Raw genomic sequence first — 18771 nt, 5'->3', positions numbered from 1 at the left:
CCCGACACCCCCATCATCACCACCGACGCCCGCCACCGCGCCGACGCCAAAAGCGGACTCATCACCCTCGTCGAACACGCCCTCATGGCACGACTCCGTTAAGACCTTTCGTTTGAGTCCGGGCCGGTGCCCGGCGCCACGCGGCGCCGGGCACCCGCCCGGATCCGCACACGAAGAAGCCCCCGCACCAAGTGCGGGGGCTTCTTCGTGTGCGCGGTACGGCGGCGGGGTCAGCCCTGCCAACTGTGCGGGGCGCGGAAGCCGGGGGTGCGCTCCAGACGGCGCCAGCCGGCGGTGGAGCGGCCCCGGTGCGCCGGGGCCTCGGGCCTGGCCGCCGCGCGGGCCATCAGGATGGCGGTGATGGCCGCCAGCTCCTCGGGGTCGGCGTGGCCCTTCTCGACGCGCAGCAGGGACTCGTTCGTGGCATCGCTCATGGAGTCGTGTCTCCGTTGGTCTCGGCAGGGACGGCGGGGCGCGCGGGGCGCCGCGTCACTGCGGGGGGTTGCCGTGCTTGCGGGACGGCAGGTCCGCGTGCTTGGTACGGAGCATCGCGAGTGCGCCCGCGAGGACCTCGCGGGTCTCGGCGGGGTCGATGACGTCATCGACGAGGCCGCGCTCCGCGGCGTAGTAGGGATGCATCAGCTCGGCCTTGTACTCCTTGACCATGCGGGCACGCATGGCCTCGGAGTCCTCGGCCTCGGCGATCTGCTTGCGGAAGATGACGTTGGCGGCACCTTCGGCGCCCATCACCGCGATCTCGTTGGTCGGCCAGGCATAGGTGAGGTCGGCCCCGATGGACTGGGAGTCCATGACGATGTACGCGCCTCCGTACGCCTTGCGCAGGATCAGGGAGATCCTCGGCACGGTCGCGTTGCAGTAGGCGTAGAGCAGTTTGGCACCGTGCCGGATGATTCCGCCGTGCTCCTGGTCGACGCCCGGGAGGAACCCGGGAACGTCCAGCAACGTAACGATCGGAATGTTAAAAGCATCACACATCTGGACAAAGCGTGCAGCTTTCTCCGATGCCTCGATGTCCAGCACCCCGGCCAGGGACTGCGGCTGGTTGGCGACGATGCCGACGACCTGGCCGTCGACCCGGGCCAGCGCGCAGATGATGTTGCGGGCCCAGCGCTCGTGGACCTCCAGGAAGTCGCCGTCGTCGACCAGTTCCTCGATGACCTTGTGCATGTCGTACGGGCGGTTGCCGTCGGCGGGCACCAGGTCGAGCAGCACGTCGGAGCGGCGGTCCGCCGGGTCCTCGGAGGCGACCGTGGGCGGGTTCTCGCGGTTGTTCTGCGGAAGCATCGACAGGAGGTAGCGGACCTCGGCGATGCAGGTCTCCTCGTCGTCGTACGCGAAGTGCGCGACGCCCGAGGTCTCGGCGTGCACGTCCGCGCCGCCCAGGCCGTTCTGGGTGATCTCCTCGCCGGTCACGGCCTTGACCACGTCGGGGCCCGTGATGAACATCTGCGAGGTCTCGCGGACCATGAACACGAAGTCCGTGAGCGCGGGGCTGTAGGCCGCGCCGCCCGCGCACGGGCCGAGCATCACGCTGATCTGCGGGATGACACCGGAGGCGCGGGTGTTGCGCTGGAAGATGCCGCCGTACCCGGCGAGTGCGGAGACGCCCTCCTGGATCCGGGCGCCGGCGCCGTCGTTGAGCGAGACCAGCGGGGCACCGGCCGAGATGGCCATGTCCATGATCTTGTGGATCTTCGTGGCGTGCGCCTCACCGAGGGCGCCGCCGAAGATCCGGAAGTCGTGGGCGTAGACGAAGACCGTACGGCCCTCCACCGTGCCCCATCCGGTGATCACACCGTCGGTGTACGGCTTCTTCGCCTCCAGGCCGAAGCCGGTCGCCCGGTGCCTGCGAAGCTGCTCGACCTCCTTGAACGATCCCTCGTCGAGCAGCAGCTCGATGCGCTCACGGGCGGTGAGCTTGCCCTTGGCGCGCTGGGCCTCGGTCGCGCGGTCGCTGGGGCCTCGGCGGGCCGCCTCGCGCAGCGCGTGCAGTTCTGCCACACGGCCCCGGGCGTCGGTGGGCTCGCTCGGCGTCTCGTCCACTACGGTCATGTGCCAACCCTACGAAGACCACCAAGGAATGCGCGCCGTCGACTCCACACAGTCTCCCGGCGGTATTCCTGGTGGGCATGGACAGAAGCCGGCCCGTTACGGAGTCACCACACAGCACCGTACCCCCGGCCGTTGTAGGGATCCCCCTAGTACTTCGGGGCCCACGAGGAGCGCCTTGGGGGGACTACGAGGCCGGGTAGTCCTCAGTGGAGCTCCAGGGTGCAGCCATGGGTGGCACCGGCCGTTCCCGGGGTGAGCCTCAGCCGTACCGTACGGCCCGCGGCGAGGACCTCGACGGACGGGTCGTGGGCCGTGACGCGCCGTACCGGGCGGTGCGGCCGGTCCCAGACGATCTCCAGGGGTTCCCCCGTCCGGGGAGGTTCGCTGACGTGAAGGGTGGCGGTACGGCCCCGTTCCACGGCGAGGACGCTCGCGGGGGCGGTCGCGGTGAGCGGCCCCGCCGTCCCCGGGCGCCAGAAGTTCGCGGCGGCGCAGCCCAGCGAGCGGACCGCCACGGCCTGCGCGGCGTCCGTGTTGGCCAGGATCTCCAGCCAGTGCCGGTCGGCGGCGCGGGCGGCGACGGTGCGCCGGGACGCGCCGGGCATCAGCAGATACGTGTACGAGGCGGCCACCGGGTCGGTGCCGTGGTCGAGCAGGAGACTCCGGTAGTGGCGGGTACGGCGTTCGGGTGAGCTGGTGGTGTTGATGTCGCTCCACGCGCCGGTGCGCGCCTCCGCGAGGGTCCGTACCCGCGCGCCCCCGGGAAAGACCCAGCCGCCGTGGCCGGCGAGATGGGCCCAGCCGGTCCTGGGCCCGCCGGGACCGAGCGTGAAGGCGGTTTCTGGCCGCTCCCCCAGATTGCGGTTGTCGACGATCGTCTCGACGGGCACCCCGTCCGTGGCGCTGATCCCGGCGCCGAGGCAGACGATGGTGTCCGCGAGGCAGAACCAGGACTTACGGGCCTCCAGCGTGGAACCGAGCCCCTTGAGGTGCTGCCCGACGGCGGCGTACGTCCTGTCGGTCGCGCCGCCGACCCACCGTACGGCCGGTTTCGGCTCGCCCCACTCGCCGCCCGCGCGGTCCGGCAGGCGCCGGGTGGAGACCGTCGTACCGGGCAGCCGGTACGGGTCGACCGTGGGCCAGAACCAGTTCGTGTACTGGTCGGTGGACTGATCGGTGGACCGGTCGGTGGATTGGGTGTCCCCGCCCGCGCACCACCACAGGAGCATCCCCGCGCCGGTGTGCCAGCCGCGCGGGTTCTCGCCGTTGCCGCACTCGTAGTGCGCGATCCGGTCGGAGGCCATGGCGATGTTGGCGGCCCACCCCGGGCGGCGGTGCACGGCCCGGTCCATGGCGGCGAAGAGGGTGTGGCCGGTCGGTTCGGGGGCGGCGGGCACGTCCGACGCGGCGACGGCGCGCAGCCGGGCGAGATCGGCGACGTCGAACTGGCGGGCGGTGAGGACGGGTGAGACCGTGTCCCGTTCGATCCACCCCTTGAGCAGCGCGGTCCAGCGCGCGCGCTCGGCGGCGCCCGCCGCGCCCGCGAGGAGGGCGACGGCGGCGATCACCCCCTGGCCGTGGAAGTGGTCGCTCCGCATCACCTGCCGCTCGTCGGACCTGAGGTAACCGCGGCTGATGGCACGCCCGTTGACGCTGTCCATCATCAGTCCCTGGTAGATCAGCGGGGCGTACGCGCGCTCCACGCTGTCGAGGACGTTCTGCCGCTCCGGGTCGGTGACGGCCCAGGTCGACCCGGCGAGCAGGGTGAGGAGGCGCCCGAGACCGTCCAGCATGACCTGTCCGTACGTCCCGGAGTAGGCGACCCAGGTGTGCTGGACGAACGATCCGTCGGCATAGAGCCCGTCGCCCTTCGTGACGTACGGGAAGACGGGCGAGAGCGCGTCGCGGGCGAGCGCGATCCGGTCGGGCGCCCGGCCGAGGACGCCGCGCAGGGCGACGGAGCGGCAGAGGTCGACACGGTTGGCGCCGGTGCTGGTGCCCGTGTAGTCGGTGAGCAGGGTGTCGGGGATGAAGTGGTCGACGGCGGCGGCCGCCGCGGCGCGCCGCGCGGCGCCGAGCCGGTCGTACAGGACGGCGGTGATGTCCATGAGCGGCCGGGGGCTGCCGATCTGCCACTCCCACCAGTTGCCGTACGGGGTGGTCGCGGGGTGGTAGACGGTCGCGGCGAGGTGGTCGAGCCCCTGGAGCACGGCGGCGAGGAGATCCGCGTCCCCGGTGAGCCCGGTGCCCGGCTGGGCGTACGCGCGGGTCATCGTCCAGAGCCTGCCGTAGCTCTGGGTGATGCCGGCGGGCGGGTCGTACGGGTGGTCGGGCCAGAGGGAGGCGGCGGCCGGGGCCATGGTCCGCCGGAAGCGGGCGGCCAGCTCACCGGTCTCGGTGAGGCGGGAGGCGTACGGCTCCGCGGCCGGGTCGTAGCCGCTGCCGAGCGCGAGCTCCACCCAGCGCAGCCGCAGCTCCTCGAACGGGTCGGCGGGCTCGGCGGCCGGTTCGGCGACGGGGGCGGCAGGGGTACGGGCGACGGGCTCGGCGGCATGGGCGGGCACGTACGGGAGGGAGCCGGCGCCGGTGGCGGTGGCGGCCAGGGCGGTGAGCACGGTACGGCGGTTCCAGGCGGGCGGCAGCGACACGGGTGACCTCCGGAGCGGACATGGGCGACCGGCTGCCCGTTGGTCTAGGGCCTCTCGTTTGGATCTTGCTGGGCTCGCGTGCCCTGGCACCGCGCCTCGCGGCGTTGTCGTCCGTCGGCGACGCTCCGCGTCGCCTCCCTCCTCCGCCTTGCGATCCACGGCACCAGACCCCGCTCCCTGACCCAGCCAGATCCAAACGAAAGACCCTAGCACCGCCCGCCACCGCTTTCAACGGGGAGCGCCGCCGGTCCGTCAACTCCGGGCCCGGCCAACCGGGGTGACGTCCGGTCATCTCGGCGGCGAGTGTGAGAGCGCTCTCGGCCTCAACTCTTGACTCGTTCCCCACCCGGCGCGAGGCTGGGGGGCCACGCTGGGCGCCTCCTCCCACCCGCCGCGCCCTCGTGCACCCCCACGTATCAGGAGTACTTCCGTGATATCCCGCCGACTGTTCCTCACCGGCACGGCCGCCACGGCGACGGCGCTCACCTACCCCGTCTGGGGAAGCGCTCTCAGCCCGCAGGCCTCGGCAGCCCCGGAGACCTGCGAACTCGCCCTCCAGAACACGTCGCTGCCCGGTTCGGTCAACGCCTATGTCACCGGCCACGACCAGGGCGGCTGGGTACTGCTGCGCGCCGACGGCAGCGTCTACCGGCCGGAGTCCGTCGGTGCCCCGCAGACCCCGCTGCCGGTGGACTGCGCGATCCCGCTGAACCCGGCGGGCGGCGCGCCCGTCGTCCTGAGGCTGCCGCAGATGTTCGGCGCCCGCGTCTACTTCGTACGCGACGACAAGCTGGACTTCTTCCTCAACCCGGGCCCGGCGCTGGTCGAGCCGGCGTTCGCGACCGAGGCGGACCCCAACTACGGCCGCACCTGGTCGTTCTGCGAGTTCACCTTCAACCAGGACCAGCTCTTCTCCAACATCAGCTATGTCGACCTGGTGACGGCGCTGCCCATCGGCATCTCGCTGGAGGGCGACGACACCCACACCGTCGCCCCGCTGCCCGAGGGCGCGCTGGAGCGGATCGCGGACGGGCTCACCGCCCAGGCGGCGAAGGACGGCCACCCGTGGGACAAGCTGGTCCTGCGCAACGCGGACGGGAAGGTGCTGCGGGTCATCTCGCCGCAGAACCTGCCCGGTCAGGCGGGGTTCGGCGGAGTCTTCGAGGGTTACGCGGACCAGGTCTGGGAGAAGTACCGCACCACCGATCTGACCATCGACCTCCAGGGCGGCCGGGGCGTCTTCACCGGCCGGGTCAGCGGCGACACGCTCACCTTCAACGGCGGCCACACCTTCGCCAAGCCGACCTCGATGGACATCTTCACCTGCAACAGCGGCCCGTTCGCCAACAACCCGGCCGACTCGGACGACAAGAAGGGGCTGCTCGCCCGGCTCGCGGCGGCGTTCAACCGCTCGACCCTGCTCACCCACACCCAGACGCCGAACGGCCTGACGGCGGCGGACTACTACCGGGACCCGGTGACCAACCACTTCGCCCGGATCGTGCACGACAACAACCCGGTCGGGTACGCGTTCCCGTACGACGACGTCCAGGCGGACGGCCAGCCCGACGTCTCGGGCGCGGCGCACGACGGCAACCCGCGCCGCTGGACGGTCTCGGTCGGCTCCTGACCCCGGCCGCCGCACCACACGACGGTGCCCCGCCTCTCCCCCGGTGACGGACGGAGCGTGCGGGGCACCGCGCTGTGCGGGGTCAGCGCTGCGCGGGGGTCAGCAGCCGCCGCAGTTGTGGTACGTGACGTCCCAGTGGTTGCCCTCGTCGGCGTAGACGTTGCCGGAGCCGGACTGCCACTGCGGGGCGCCGTCACCGCGCACCCCGATGTACGTGAAGGTGTTCTTGATGTAGTTGGTGAGACAGGTGGTCGGGCGGAAGTCGAGCTTGTAGCCGTTCCAGTGCGAGTACGTGCCGCTCGCGTGCCCGGTCTCCGTGCCTCCGGTGATGGTGAGGGCGCAGCCCGTGGCGCTCTTCAGCGTCTGCGCCCCCTTGGCGGTGTCCAGGTTGAGCTGGTCGAACGAGGTGCAGCTTCCGTTGTTCCGGTCCGAGCAGCCGCCGGTGGAGACCCAGGCGATGCCGGAGGAGTTGAACATCGAGGCTCCGGTGGCGTGCGTGATCTTCGTGGCCGCCTGGGCGTCGGTGGCGGAGCCGAACACACCGAAGCCGGGGGCGAGGAGAGCGCCGAGGACCAGGGCGAGAGCGCTGAGGACGGAGCGGATTTTCATGGGGGGAGTACCTCCTGCTGAAGACCGTGGCGTCGTGGGGTAGGCGGTGCGGTGGAGCAGGGCGGTGCGGGTGCGGGGCGGTGCGGGGCGGTGCGGGGCCGATCCTGCCCGATGTCTACGCGCGTCCGCCAGAGGATCCGCATCGCCCTTTCGTGTGAATATCGCGATATTGTTGAACCTTGAACGAGATGGGTCTATGGTGGGACTCGTTGAAGCTTAAACAACCCTGCACCTGGAGGAATCATGGCTCTCTTCGGCCGTAAGAACGACAGCACCGCCCCGACCGCCACCATCGAGGCGGACCCGGCCCTGGCCGCGCTCACCGGCGCGTACACCATCGACCCCGCGCACAGCACGATCAGCTTCACCGTGCGCCACGCCATGGTGACCAACGTGCGGGGCACCTTCACCGAGCACGAGGGCTCGCTCCAGCTGGACGGCTCCGACCCGGCGAAGTCCACGGCCGCCATCGACGTCTCGATCGCCAGCATCGACACCGGCGCGCCCGACCGCGACGGTCACCTGCGCGGCGCCGACTTCTTCGACACCGAGACGTTCCCGGCGATGACGTTCCGCTCCACCGCCGCCGAGCAGATCGACGCGGAGACGTACCGCATCACCGGCGACCTGACGATCAAGGACGTCACCCGGCCGCTCTCCATCGACCTGGAGTTCCACGGCTCCGCCACCGACGTGTACGGCAACGAGCGCGTCGGCTTCGAGGGCAGCGCGACGATCCTGCGCTCCGACTGGGGCCTGACCTGGAACGCGGCGCTGGAGACCGGCGGTGTGATGGTCAGCGACAAGGTCAAGCTGGGCTTCGACATCTCCGCGATCAAGCAGGGCCCCGAGGCCGCCTGAGGCCACGGACAACAGCCGTGGGGACGCGAGTACGGCGACCGGCGGGTACGAGAGTACGGCGGCGGCGCGGGGAGGCTACGACAGTAGGAGTGCCCTCCGCGCGCTAGAAGCCGCCCCCGCCGAAGTCACCGCCGCCCCCGAAGTCGCCGCCCCCGCCGAAGTCCCCTCCCCCGCCGAAACCGCCGCCCCCGAAATCGTCCGGGTTGAAGTCGGCGCCCGACTGGTCGCCGCCCGCGAAGCCCGAGCCGTCACCGCCGCCGAAGTCCGCGGCGTAGGCGGGGCTCGCCATCATCGACCCGAGCATCGTGCCCACGAGCAGGCCCGGCAGCAGCCCGCCGCCGAAGTAGCCGCCGGCCCACGGTCCGTACGCCGGGCCCGCGTCCCAGTACGGGCGCGGCCCCTGGTCGGTCCTGACCGTACGGATCATCGGGTCCTCGCCGTCGGCCAGCCGCGCCGCGTCCGCCGCGCAGACCGGGACCGTACGCCGCGCCCCCTCGGGCGGGGACCACTGCGCGTCCGTGGTCGACGGGCCGTGGCGCGGGTCGAAGAAGCACGGCGAGCGGCGCTCCGGCAGCGGGGCGCCTTCCCTGCGCGCGGCCAGCGTCGCCAGCGAGAAGCGGCCGTCCTCCAGCGTCCGGGTCACCCCGCGTACGTCGTCGGGGCGCCGGGCCGAGCCCATGAGGGACTTCGCCTGTTCGTAGGCGTCCAGCGAGTGGGCGTAGTCGCCGCGCATCGCGTCGTCGGCGCCCGGTTCCGAGGGGTGGAAGTCGAGCCGGTCCAGCTCCTCGCCGAACGCGGTGATGTCCTCGTCCACGACGACCCGCAGCTTGTCCAGGGCCGCCTGCTCGCGCTCCAGTTGCTTCCGCCGGTTCCTGCGCACCACGGCGTAGGCGCCCGCGCCGCCCACCACGACCACCGAGCCGAGCACGATCAGTCCTGCGGACGAGCTGCCGCCGCCGTCGCCCGAGCCGCCGCCCCAGGAGTCCGGCGCCCGGCCGCGGGTCTGCGGGAGCGCCTGGTCCACGAAGTCGCTGAGCTGGGTGGCGGCGTCGACGGTTCCGCCGCCCGCCTTGACCCCGGCGACCAGGTTCGAGACGGCCTGCCGGGAGAGGACGGACGGGTCGGCGCCCGCGTTGAACCGGTCGCCGAGGCGGATGGCGTACAGCCCCGTCACACCGGTGTCGGTCCGTACGGTACGCAGCACGCTGGCCGCCGGGAACCGCGCGTTGTCCGGCAGGACCGCCACGAAGAGCGGCTTGTCGGCGTCCTTGATCTTCTTCGTCAGGGCGTCGGCCTGGGCGGCCGAGAGCTGGTCCCTGGCCCCCGGATCCACATAGACCGGGCCTTTCTTCAGGGCCTCGGCCACGGTCCCGGGACCCGTGGTGGCCGCCTGCGCGCCGGGAGCCGCCCCGAAGGCGGCGGCCGACAGGGCGAGAAGCAGCCCGGACAGAAGGAAAATCAGCCTCGACCTCATACGTCGACGCTACCCGAAGCGGGGCAATACCGGACGGGCGGAGGCGGGACGGAGGCGGGACGCCGGGAGAGGCGCGCCGGGCGGCGCGCGCCCGCCACGCCGCGCCGGCCACTGCGCCGGCCCCGCTCCGCCCGCCTTACCGTCGCCCGCCCTACCCCGCCCGGCCTACTCCGCCGGCTCGATCCCGGCGCGGAGCAGTCCGTACGTGTACGCGTCCTCCAGCGCCTGCCAGGACGCGGCGATCACGTTCTCGCCGACCCCCACGGTCGACCACTCGCCCGTGCCGTCGCTCGTGGTGATCAGCACGCGGGTGGTGGACTCGGTACCGTGCCGGCCCTCCAGGATGCGGACCTTGTAGTCCACCAGCTCCAACTTGGCGAGCTGCGGGTAGATGCGCTCAAGCCCCGCCCGCATGGACCGGTCCAGCGCGTTGACGGGGCCGTTGCCCTCGGCGGTGGCGACGATGCGCTCGCCCTTGGCCCACAGCTTCACCGTCGCCTCGTTGGCGTGGGTGCCGTCGGGGCGGTCCTCGACGATCGCGCGCCAGGACTCCGTACGGAAGTACTGGCGCGGCCGGCCCTCGACCTCCTCGCGGAGCATCAGCTCGAAGGAGGCGTCGGCGGCCTCGTACGTGTACCCCTTCAGCTCCTGCTCCTTGACCCGGCCGACGACCCGGCCGACCAGTTCGCGGTCGCCGCCGAGGTCGATGCCCAGCTCCTTGCCCTTCAGCTCGACGGAGGCGCGGCCCGCCATGTCGGAGACGAGCATCCGCATGGTGTTACCGACCTGCTCGGGGGCGATGTGCTGGTAGAGGTCGGGGTCGACCTTGATCGCGGAGGCGTGGAGTCCGCCCTTGTGCGCGAAGGCCGAGACGCCGACGTACGGCTGGTGGGTGGAGGGGGCGAGGTTGACGATCTCGGCGATGGCGTGCGAGATCCGGGTCATCTCGGCGAGCGAACCCTCGGGCAGGACGCGCTTGTCGTACTTCAGCTCCAGCGCGGCGACGACGGGGAAGAGGTTGGCGTTTCCGACGCGCTCGCCGTAGCCGTTGGCCGTGCACTGGACGTGCGTGGCGCCGGCGTCGACGGCGGCGAGGGTGTTGGCGACGGCGCAGCCGGTGTCGTCCTGGGCGTGGATGCCGAGGCGGGCGCCGGTGTCGGCGAGGACGGTGGCGACGACGGCCTGGATCTGCGCGGGCAGCATGCCGCCGTTGGTGTCACAGAGGATGACCACGTCGGCGCCGGACTCGGCGGCGGCGCGGACGACGGACTTGGCGTACTCGGGGTTGGCGCGGTAGCCGTCGAAGAAGTGTTCGCAGTCGACGAAGACGCGGCGGCCCTGCTCACGCAGGTACGAGACGGTGTCGCGGACCATGGCGACGTTCTCGTCCAGCGTGGTGCGCAGAGCCAGCTCGACATGGCGGTCGTGCGACTTGGCGACGAGGGTCACCACCGGGGCGCCGGACTCGACCAGGGCTCTGACCTGAGGGTCCTCGGAGGCTTTCGCCCCGGGGCGGCGGGTGGAGCCGAAGGCGACGAGCTGGGCGTGCCGGAAGTCGATCTCCTGCCGCGCACGGGCGAAGAACTCGGTGTCGCGCGGGTTGGCGCCGGGCCAGCCGCCCTCGATGAAGCCCACGCCGAAGTCGTCCAGATACCGGGCGATGGCCAGCTTGTCGGCGACGGTCAGATTGATGCCCTCACGCTGCGCCCCGTCGCGCAGCGTCGTGTCGAAGACATGGAAACTGTCGTCGGCCGCCGTGGACTCTGTGGTCATGGTGTCCTGCTCCTGTCGAGTGGAAGGTCTGGCTCCACTTGCCCCCATCATCGCGTGCCGCTCGTTTTCGGCCGGGGTGGGGCCGGAAAACGAAAAAACCCCTCGCGGGTGCGAGAGGTCTGCGCGCGGGTCTGGGGCACGATGGCCGCGCCGTACGGGGTGGTACGGGGCGGTCACTGCGGACCGGCGCGCTTGCTGCCGATAATGATGGCGAACGAGAGCACGGGTCGATTTTCGCATGTCTCGCTCGTCCGGAAAGACCCGTCTCACGATACGAACCGGCGCCCGTGGGACCGGGGCGAACGCGCGGGGTCCGCGCCCGTGCGGTGCGGGCGCGGACCCCCTCGTACGACCAGCCTCCTGCGACCGGCCTGGCACGACCGGCCCCGTACGTCAGCCTCGTACGTCAGCCGAGCCGGTGCATCCAGCCGTGCAGGTCGGGCGTGATGCCCCGCTGGATGTCGAGCAGCGCCCGGCGCAGCTTCATGGTGACCTCGCCGGGCTCGCCGCCCGACTGCGTCCACTCGCCGCTCGCCGACTTGACGGTGCCGACCGGGGTGATCACCGCGGCCGTACCGCAGGCGAAGACCTCCGTCAGGGTGCCGTTCTCGGTGTCGCGGCGCCAGTCCTCCGTGGAGATGCGCCCCTCCTCGGAGGTGTAGCCGAGGTCGGCAGCCAGCGTGAGGAGCGAGTCACGGGTGACGCCCGCCAGGAGCGAGCCGTTGAGCTGGGGGGTGACGATGCGGTCGCCGTACACGAAGTACAGGTTCATGCCGCCCATCTCCTCGACCCAGCGGTGCTCCAGCGCGTCGAGCCAGACCACCTGGGCGCAGCCCTTCTCCGCCGCCTCGGCCTGGGCGAGCAGGGAGGCCGCGTAGTTGCCGCCGGTCTTGGCGTCGCCGATGCCGCCGGGGACGGCGCGGACGTAGTTCTCCGAGAGCCAGACGGAGACCGGCTGCACGCCGCCGGGGAAGTACGCGCCGGCGGGCGAGGCGATGACCAGGAACAGGTACTCGTTGGCCGGGCGCACGCCGAGGCCGACCTCGGTCGCGATCATGAACGGGCGCAGGTAGAGGGATTCCTCACCGCCGTGCGCGGGGACCCACGCCTCGTCCTGCTGGACCAGCGCGTCGCACGCCGCGAGGAAGGTCTCGGTGGGCAGCTCCGGCATGGCGATGCGGCGGGCCGAGCGCTGGAAGCGGGCCGCGTTGGCCTCGGGGCGGAAGGTGGCGACCGAGCCGTCGGGCAGCCGGTAGGCCTTGAGCCCCTCGAAGATCTCCTGCGCGTAGTGCAGGGTCATGTTGGCCGGGTCGAGCGAGAGCGGCCCGTACGGGACGAGCTGCGCGTCGTGCCAGCCCCTGCCCTCGGTCCAGCGGATCGTCACCATGTGGTCGGTGAAGTGACGGCCGAAGCCGGGGTCGGCCAGCCGGGCCTCGCGCTCCGCGTCGGACAGCGGGTGCGAGGAGGGCTTCAGTTCGATCGTGGGCGTGTGCGTGGGCGTGGTCATGAATACTCGTCCTTCACGTTGGGTTGTGACGGACCGCGCTCACGCCGCTACTGCTGATAGGACGTCCGAGCATTCCCGCATGCCGCGGCCCACAGCGATTATCACTCGGGTGGGGTGGCGCGGGAAACAAGGGTGAGTGCGATCCGGGAACTGGTGTCGGTGCCCGGTGGCCGCACAGCACGAAGCAGCCGCCGGGCAGTGGACCCGGCGGCTGCGTAAGAAGTCGACGGGTCAGCTCGCTACGCGTACCGCGAGCGCGTCGCCGATCTCGTCGGTGGTGCGCGGGGACGCCGTACCGTCGCGCCCGGCGAGGTCGGCCGCGACGGCCTCCTCGATCCGGACGGCCTCGGCGTCGAAGCCGAGGTGCCTCAGCAGGAGGGCGACGGAGAGGACGGTGGCCGTGGGGTCGGCCTTGCCCTGGCCCGCGATGTCCGGGGCCGATCCGTGGACCGGCTCGAACATGGACGGGAACGTACGGTCCGGATTGATGTTCGCGGACGCGGCCAGGCCGATGCCGCCGGTCACGGCAGCGGCGAGGTCGGTGAGGATGTCACCGAAGAGGTTGTCGGTGACGATCACGTCGAAGCGGTCCGGCTGGGTGACGAAGAAGATCGTCGCGGCGTCGACGTGCAGGTAGTCGGTGGTGACCTCGGGGTACTCCTGGCCCACCCGGTCGAAGATGTTCTTCCACATGTGGCCCGCGTAGACGAGGACGTTGTTCTTGTGGACCAGCGTCAGCTTCTTGCGGGGACGGGAGTTGGCCCGCTCGTACGCGTCGCGGACGACCCGCTCGACGCCGTACGCCGTATTGAGGCTCACCTCGGTGGCCACCTCGGCGGGCGTACCGGTGCGCAGCGAGCCGCCGTTGCCGGTGTACGGGCCCTCGGTGCCCTCGCGGACGACGACGAAGTCGATGTCCGGGCGGCCGGCCAGCGGGGTGTCCGTGTTGGGGAAGAGCTTCGACGGACGCAGGTTCACGTAGTGGTCGAAGGCGAAGCGCAGCTTGAGCAGCAGCCCGCGCTCCAGGACGCCGGACGGCACGGACGGGTCACCGATCGCGCCGAGGAGGATGGCGTCGTGCGCCTTCAGGGCCTCCAGCTCCGTGTCCGGGAGGGTTTCCCCGGTACGGTGCCAGCGGCGGGCGCCGAGGTCGTACTCCTTGGTCTCCAGCTTCACATCCTGCGGGAGAACCGCACTCAGGACCTTGAGGCCCTGAGCCACGACCTCCTGGCCGATGCCGTCACCGGGGATCACTGCGAGATTGAGGCTGCGAGACATGACGGCACCCTACTCCGCGTCCCAGCGCTTGACACGACGCGTCCATTCTGTGGACACATTGCGAACCGGTCGCCCTTTGTACGTCTTTGCTCCACGCATCCGCCACCGGCCGGTGTCACGGTCGGTCCATGGACACTCCCCGCGTCGGGATCCCCGACCATCTCGCCTCCCGCATGACCATGCCGGAGCAGCACGAGTACCTGCGGGCCACGATCGGCCGGCGCGGCCTGCTGCGCGCCGGGACCGTGGCCGCGTCCACCGTGGCCGGCGCCGGGCTGCTGGGTTCCAGCGCCGCCACCGCCGACAACGCGGCCGTCGCCCCCGGCGTCCTGCCGTCGTCGGCCGCCACCCGGGTGGACGGGGCGCTGGTCGCCCCGTTCGGACGCCATCTCGCCTTCGGTGCGGACCCGAAGACCATGATGTCGGTGTCCTGGCAGGTGCCGCTGCCGGTGAAGGACCCGTATCTGCGGGTGGGGCTGAAGCCCTGGGACCTGGGCCGGCGGATCAGGGCCGAGGTCCGGCCGCTGCACACGCCGTCGCTCTCGGCGAAGCTGCCCGCCGTGGACCAGTACTACCTGCACGCCTCGCTGGAGCGGCTGCGCCCCGGCACGACGTACTACTACGGCGTCGGCCACGCCGGGTTCGACCCGGCGGACGGGCGCAACCTCGGGACGGTCGGGACGTTCCGTACCGCCCCGTCCCACGCCGGGGCGTTCGTCTTCACGGCCTTCGGCGACCAGGGCGTCTCGTACGACGCGCTCGCCAACGACCAGGTGATCCTGGGCCAGAACCCGGCCTTCCACCTGCACGCGGGGGACATCTGCTACGCGGACAGCAGCGGCCAGGGGCAGGCGGCGGACACCTATGACGCGCGGGTGTGGGACCAGTTCCTCGCGCAGACGGAGTCGGTGGCCTCGCGGGTGCCGTGGATGGTGACCACCGGCAACCACGACATGGAGGCCTGGTACTCGCCGAACGGCTACGGCGGGCAGAACGCGCGCTGGACCCTGCCGGGCGACGGTCCGGACGCGGAGAAGTCACCGGGCGTCTACTCGTTCACGTACGGCAATGTGGGTGTGGTGGCGCTGGACGCCAACGACGTGTCGAACGAGATCCGCGCCAACACCGGGTACACGGACGGCGCCCAGACGCGCTGGCTGGACCGGCGCCTGGGCGAGCTGCGCAAGGACAAGGACATCGACTTCGTCGTGGTCTTCTTCCACCACTGCGCCTTCTCCACGACGAACGCGCACGCGTCGGACGGCGGGGTGCGCGACGCGTGGGTGCCGCTCTTCGACAAGCACCGGGTGGATCTGGTGATCAACGGCCACAACCACGTGTACGAGCGGACGGACGCGCTGCGCGGCGGCGCGGTCGGGCGCACGGTCCCGATCGGCGAGTCCGTCAGCTCCGTACGGGACGGCATCGTGTACGTGACGGCGGGCGGCGCGGGCAAGGCGCTGTACGACTTCCCCGTACCGGACAGCTACGAGGGCCATGTCGCCGACCTGGAGTCCGTCCCCACGTACCACTGGGCGAAGGGCGGCGCGAAGGCCGCCGAGACGGTGGAGTGGTCGCGCGTGCGCTACACCGGGTTCTCGTTCCTCGCCGTCGAGGTGGTGCCCGGGGCCCGCCCGGCGCTCACGGTCTCGGCGCTCGCGGAGACGGGCCACCGGGTGGACCACTTCACGATCACGCGCTGACGCCGCCGCTCCGACCGGTGGCCGGTCGCGCGTCAAAGGCCGGTCGCGTCAGTGGCCGGTCGCGTCAGTGGCCGGTCGCGCCGCCGTTGTCCCTCCGGTCGAGCGCGCGCTGGAGGGCGGCGGCGGCGTTCTTGCGCTCGGACTCGCTGGTACGCGGGGTGTGACGGACGCGGCGACGGACAGTGGTCTCGGCCATGGTGATCGACTCCTTGAGATAGCTGAGCCACGCGGCAGGGCCGCGTGATGCATCTGCGAGGCGCCGGAAGGGGCGGGGGGCATACGCGGCAGGGGTTGCCTGCGTGGGGGCGCGTGCCAACGGCCGCCATTCGCTGGATGGAGCGAGACGTTCGGCTCATTCCAAGCTAAGCGAGGAAGGCCGGTCTGTCTCCACGATTACTCGGACTTCCTACTATCTGAGACGGTGGCTCCCGCGCCGCTGCCGACGGCGCGTGGCGGACCGAGCTCGGCGCCGGGCCCCTCCGCCGTCGTTTCCGGGCCCCGGGCGGGGGAACCCGATGCGGCGGAGGCCACTCATGAACGCACGGACGTTGACGGACAAGGGACGCGGTACCGCTGAGCAGGCGGCCGACAGCAAGGCCATGGACGCGGCGGCCCGCTGGGGCTTCGTCGCGCGCGGGGCGATCTATCTGCTCGTCGGGGTGCTCGCGCTGCGCGTCGCGTTCGGTGACGGCGGCGGCAGCGGCAGCGGCAGCGGCAGCGGCGAGGGCGGTCAGCAGGCCGACCGGGGTGGCGCGCTCGCGGAGATAGCGGAGAAACCGATGGGCGCCGTACTGCTCTGGGCCCTCGGGGCCGGGCTGGTGGGCATGGCGCTGTGGCGGCTCTCCGAGGCGCTGTTCGGCGCGGCGGGGCCCGACGGGCACAAGGCGGGCAAGCGGCTGCTGTCGGCGGGACGCGCCGTCTTCTACGGGTTCACCGCCTACTCGGTGCTGGCGTTCGCCGCCGGGGACGAGGGCAGCGGAAGCGGTTCGAGCGACCAGGAGTCCCGGGACATCACGGCCAGGGCGCTGGAACTGCCCGGCGGCCGGTGGATCGTGGGCGTCGCCGGGGCGGCCATCGCGGCGGCGGGCCTGTGGATCGGCGTCCGCGCGGTGCTCCGGAAGTACCACAAGCATCTGAAGCTCGCCGAGATGTCCCGGCCTGTCAGGCGGTTCGTCGATGTGACGGGCGTCGGCGGCGGCACGGCGCGCGGGGCCCTGTTCGCGGCGGCGGGGGTCTTCGTGGTGCTGGCGGCGGTCGCGTACGAGCCGGACCGGGCGAAGGGGGTCGACGACACGCTGCGCTCGTTCACCGAGACCTCCGCGGGGCCCTGGCTGCTGGCGCTGGTCGCGGTGGGGCTGATGCTGTTCGGGCTCTTCTCGTGGGCGATGGCCCGCTGGCGCAGGGTCTGACGTACCCGGCGCGGCAGGAGTGGAGCCGCCCCCGTACCGGAGGGGTGTGTGGTGACCGGTACGGGGGCGGAACCCGGGAGGGGCGACGGGGCGCGGAGCCCCGGGGGTGGTGTCAGCCCATGTGCGGGTAGCGGTAGTCCGTCGGCGGGACCAGCGTCTCCTTGATGGCGCGGGTCAGCGTCCAGCGCATCAGGTTCTGCGGGGCGCCCGCCTTGTCGTTGGTGCCGGAGGCCCGGCCGCCGCCGAAGGGCTGCTGGCCGACGACCGCGCCGGTCGACTTGTCGTTGATGTAGAAGTTGCCGGCCGCGTAGCGCAGCTTTTCCATCGCGTGGGCGGCGGCGGCGCGGTCGCCCGCGATGACCGAGCCGGTCAGGGCGTACGCCGAGACGGACTCCATCTGGTCGAGCACGGCGTCGTAGTCGGCGTCGGCGTAGACGTGCACCGCGAGGATCGGACCGAAGTACTCGGTCGTGAAGACCTCGTTCTCGGGGTCGGTGCAGACGATGACGGTGGGCCGGACGAAGTAGCCGACGGAGTCGTCGTACGTGCCGCCCGCGACGATCGTGCAGCTCGGGTCGGCGGCGGCGCGGTCGATGGCGGCCTTGTTCTTGGCGAAGGAGCGCTCGTCGATGACGGCGCCGATGAAGTTCGTCAGATCGGTGACGTCGCCCATGGCGATCCCGTCGACCTCGGCCGCGAACTGCTCCTGGAAGCCGTCGTTCCAGATCGAGGCGGGGACGTACGCGCGCGACGACGCGGAGCACTTCTGGCCCTGGTACTCGAAGGAGCCCCGGGTCAGCGCCGTCTTGAGGACGGCACGGTCGGCGCTCGGGTGGGCGACGACGAAGTCCTTGCCACCGGTCTCACCGACGATCCGCGGGTAGGAGCGGTACGTCTCGATGTTGGCGCCGACCGTCTTCCACAGGTGCTGGAAGGTCCTGGTCGAGCCGGTGAAGTGGATGCCCGCCAGCTCGGGGTGGGTGAGGGCCACGTCGGAGACGGCGATGCCGTCGCCCGTCACGAGGTTGATGACGCCCTTGGGCAGTCCCGCCTCCTCCAGCAGCTCCATGAGCAGCACCGCGGCGAGGGTCTGCGTCGGGGACGGCTTCCAGACGACCACGTTGCCCATGAGGGCGGGCGCGGTGGGCAGGTTGCCGGCGATCGCCGAGAAGTTGAACGGCGTGATCGCGTAGACGAAGCCTTCGAGGGGGCGGTGGTCGAGCCGGTTCCAGACGCCCGGGGAGTTGGCGGGCGGCTGCTCGGCGAGCAGGTCACGGGCGTACTTGACGTTGAAGCGCCAGAAGTCGACCAGTTCGCACGGACAGTCGATCTCGGCCTGCTGGGCCGTCTTGGACTGGCCGAGCATCGTCGCGGCGGCGAGCTTCTCGCGCCACGGTCCCGCGAGCAGTTCGGCGGCGCGCAGGATGATCGCGGCACGGTCGTCGAACGCCATCGCGCGCCAGGCCGGGGCGGCGGCGAGCGCGGCGTCGACCGCGTCCTGGGCGTCCTGCCGGGTCGCGCCGGCGAACGTACCGAGCACGGCTCCGTGGTTGTGCGGCTGGACGACGTCGACACGTTCGCCGCCGCCCATCCGCTTCTCGCCGCCGATGGTCATCGGCAGGTCGACGGGGTTCTCGGCCAGCTCCTTGAGCCGCACCTCCAGCCGGGCCAGCTCGGGCGAGCCGGGGGCGTAGCCGTGCACCGGCTCGTTGACCGGCGCGGGAACCTGGGTCACAGCGTCCATGGGGGCCGCATCTCCTTCTGTCTGCAAGTCTGCTCTTCTTCGGCGGTCGGTGGGGCGCGCGG

At 71.5% G+C, this 18771-nt stretch carries 14 protein-coding genes and 1 pseudogene; 5 read left to right on the top strand and 10 right to left on the bottom strand.

Going from position 1 to position 18771, the window contains the following annotated elements:
* Positions 1-102: pseudogene (locus ACIBJC_RS38025) on the top strand (ATP-binding protein); the annotation flags it as partial.
* A gap of 128 nt (positions 103-230) precedes the next feature.
* On the opposite strand, the gene ACIBJC_RS38020 reads toward ACIBJC_RS38025, so the two are convergent.
* The 3 genes from ACIBJC_RS38020 to ACIBJC_RS38010 form a co-directional block, all read right to left on the bottom strand.
* Positions 231-434, bottom strand: coding sequence for an acyl-CoA carboxylase subunit epsilon (locus ACIBJC_RS38020; protein ID WP_329822145.1), 204 nt, complete (start codon positions 432-434; stop codon positions 231-233).
* A 55-nt stretch (positions 435-489) separates the two neighbouring features.
* The gene (locus tag ACIBJC_RS38015) at positions 490-2073 is read right to left on the bottom strand and encodes an acyl-CoA carboxylase subunit beta (protein ID WP_399301018.1); all 1584 of its coding nucleotides are present in this window, start codon (positions 2071-2073) and stop codon (positions 490-492) included.
* Between the two features lie 203 nt (positions 2074-2276).
* Positions 2277-4676, bottom strand: coding sequence for a polysaccharide lyase 8 family protein (locus ACIBJC_RS38010; protein ID WP_399301030.1), 2400 nt, complete (start codon positions 4674-4676; stop codon positions 2277-2279).
* Positions 4677-5151: 475 nt separating this feature from the next.
* On the opposite strand from ACIBJC_RS38010, the gene ACIBJC_RS38005 reads away from it, so the two are divergent.
* Positions 5152-6351 carry a glycoside hydrolase family 64 protein gene (locus ACIBJC_RS38005; RefSeq protein ID WP_399301016.1) on the top strand — a complete coding sequence of 400 codons (1200 nt, stop codon included), beginning with the start codon at positions 5152-5154 and terminating at the stop codon, positions 6349-6351.
* A gap of 99 nt (positions 6352-6450) precedes the next feature.
* Here ACIBJC_RS38005 and ACIBJC_RS38000 read toward each other — a convergent pair whose 3' ends face one another.
* Positions 6451-6960 (bottom strand): hypothetical protein, encoded by a 510-nt coding sequence (locus tag ACIBJC_RS38000; protein WP_399301014.1) that lies wholly within the window; start codon positions 6958-6960, stop codon positions 6451-6453.
* A gap of 243 nt (positions 6961-7203) precedes the next feature.
* Between ACIBJC_RS38000 and ACIBJC_RS37995 the strand changes: the two genes are divergently transcribed.
* Positions 7204-7821 carry a YceI family protein gene (locus tag ACIBJC_RS37995; RefSeq protein ID WP_399301012.1) on the top strand — a complete coding sequence of 206 codons (618 nt, stop codon included), beginning with the start codon at positions 7204-7206 and terminating at the stop codon, positions 7819-7821.
* A gap of 103 nt (positions 7822-7924) precedes the next feature.
* Here the strand turns inward: ACIBJC_RS37995 and ACIBJC_RS37990 are convergent, their stop codons facing one another.
* The 4 genes from ACIBJC_RS37990 to ACIBJC_RS37975 form a co-directional block, all read right to left on the bottom strand.
* The gene (locus ACIBJC_RS37990) at positions 7925-9295 is read right to left on the bottom strand and encodes a hypothetical protein (RefSeq protein WP_399301010.1); all 1371 of its coding nucleotides are present in this window, start codon (positions 9293-9295) and stop codon (positions 7925-7927) included.
* Between the two features lie 165 nt (positions 9296-9460).
* On the bottom strand, positions 9461-11068 hold the full coding sequence (gene cimA, locus ACIBJC_RS37985; protein WP_399301008.1) for a citramalate synthase: 1608 nt from the start codon (positions 11066-11068) through the stop codon (positions 9461-9463).
* Positions 11069-11474: 406 nt separating this feature from the next.
* On the bottom strand, positions 11475-12575 hold the full coding sequence (locus tag ACIBJC_RS37980) for a branched-chain amino acid aminotransferase (RefSeq protein WP_399301006.1): 1101 nt from the start codon (positions 12573-12575) through the stop codon (positions 11475-11477).
* Positions 12576-12806: 231 nt separating this feature from the next.
* Complete coding sequence (locus ACIBJC_RS37975; RefSeq protein ID WP_399301005.1) at positions 12807-13853, bottom strand: 3-isopropylmalate dehydrogenase; 1047 nt, start codon at positions 13851-13853, stop codon at positions 12807-12809.
* A 128-nt stretch (positions 13854-13981) separates the two neighbouring features.
* Here ACIBJC_RS37975 and ACIBJC_RS37970 point away from each other — a divergent pair, with 128 nt between their 5' ends.
* Complete coding sequence (locus ACIBJC_RS37970) at positions 13982-15556, top strand: purple acid phosphatase family protein (protein ID WP_399301003.1); 1575 nt, start codon at positions 13982-13984, stop codon at positions 15554-15556.
* 64 nt (positions 15557-15620) lie between these two features.
* Here the strand turns inward: ACIBJC_RS37970 and ACIBJC_RS37965 are convergent, their stop codons facing one another.
* Positions 15621-15752: a hypothetical protein gene (locus tag ACIBJC_RS37965; RefSeq protein WP_329822134.1), complete on the bottom strand. Its 132-nt coding sequence runs from the start codon at positions 15750-15752 to the stop codon at positions 15621-15623.
* Positions 15753-16089: 337 nt separating this feature from the next.
* On the opposite strand from ACIBJC_RS37965, the gene ACIBJC_RS37960 reads away from it, so the two are divergent.
* Positions 16090-16965, top strand: a complete 876-nt coding sequence (locus ACIBJC_RS37960; RefSeq protein ID WP_399301001.1) for a DUF1206 domain-containing protein — start codon at positions 16090-16092, stop codon at positions 16963-16965.
* 112 nt (positions 16966-17077) lie between these two features.
* Here the strand turns inward: ACIBJC_RS37960 and pruA are convergent, their stop codons facing one another.
* Positions 17078-18709 (bottom strand): L-glutamate gamma-semialdehyde dehydrogenase, encoded by a 1632-nt coding sequence (pruA, locus tag ACIBJC_RS37955; protein WP_399300999.1) that lies wholly within the window; start codon positions 18707-18709, stop codon positions 17078-17080.
* Between the last annotated feature and the right edge of the window lie 62 nt (positions 18710-18771).

Origin of the sequence: Streptomyces sp. NPDC050509, from assembly GCF_044457965.1 — a bacterium.
In the GTDB taxonomy this organism is placed as follows: Bacteria; Actinomycetota; Actinomycetes; order Streptomycetales; family Streptomycetaceae; genus Streptomyces.
Note: the sequence above shows the minus strand (reverse complement) of the source record. Positions and strands in the feature narration are given on the sequence as shown.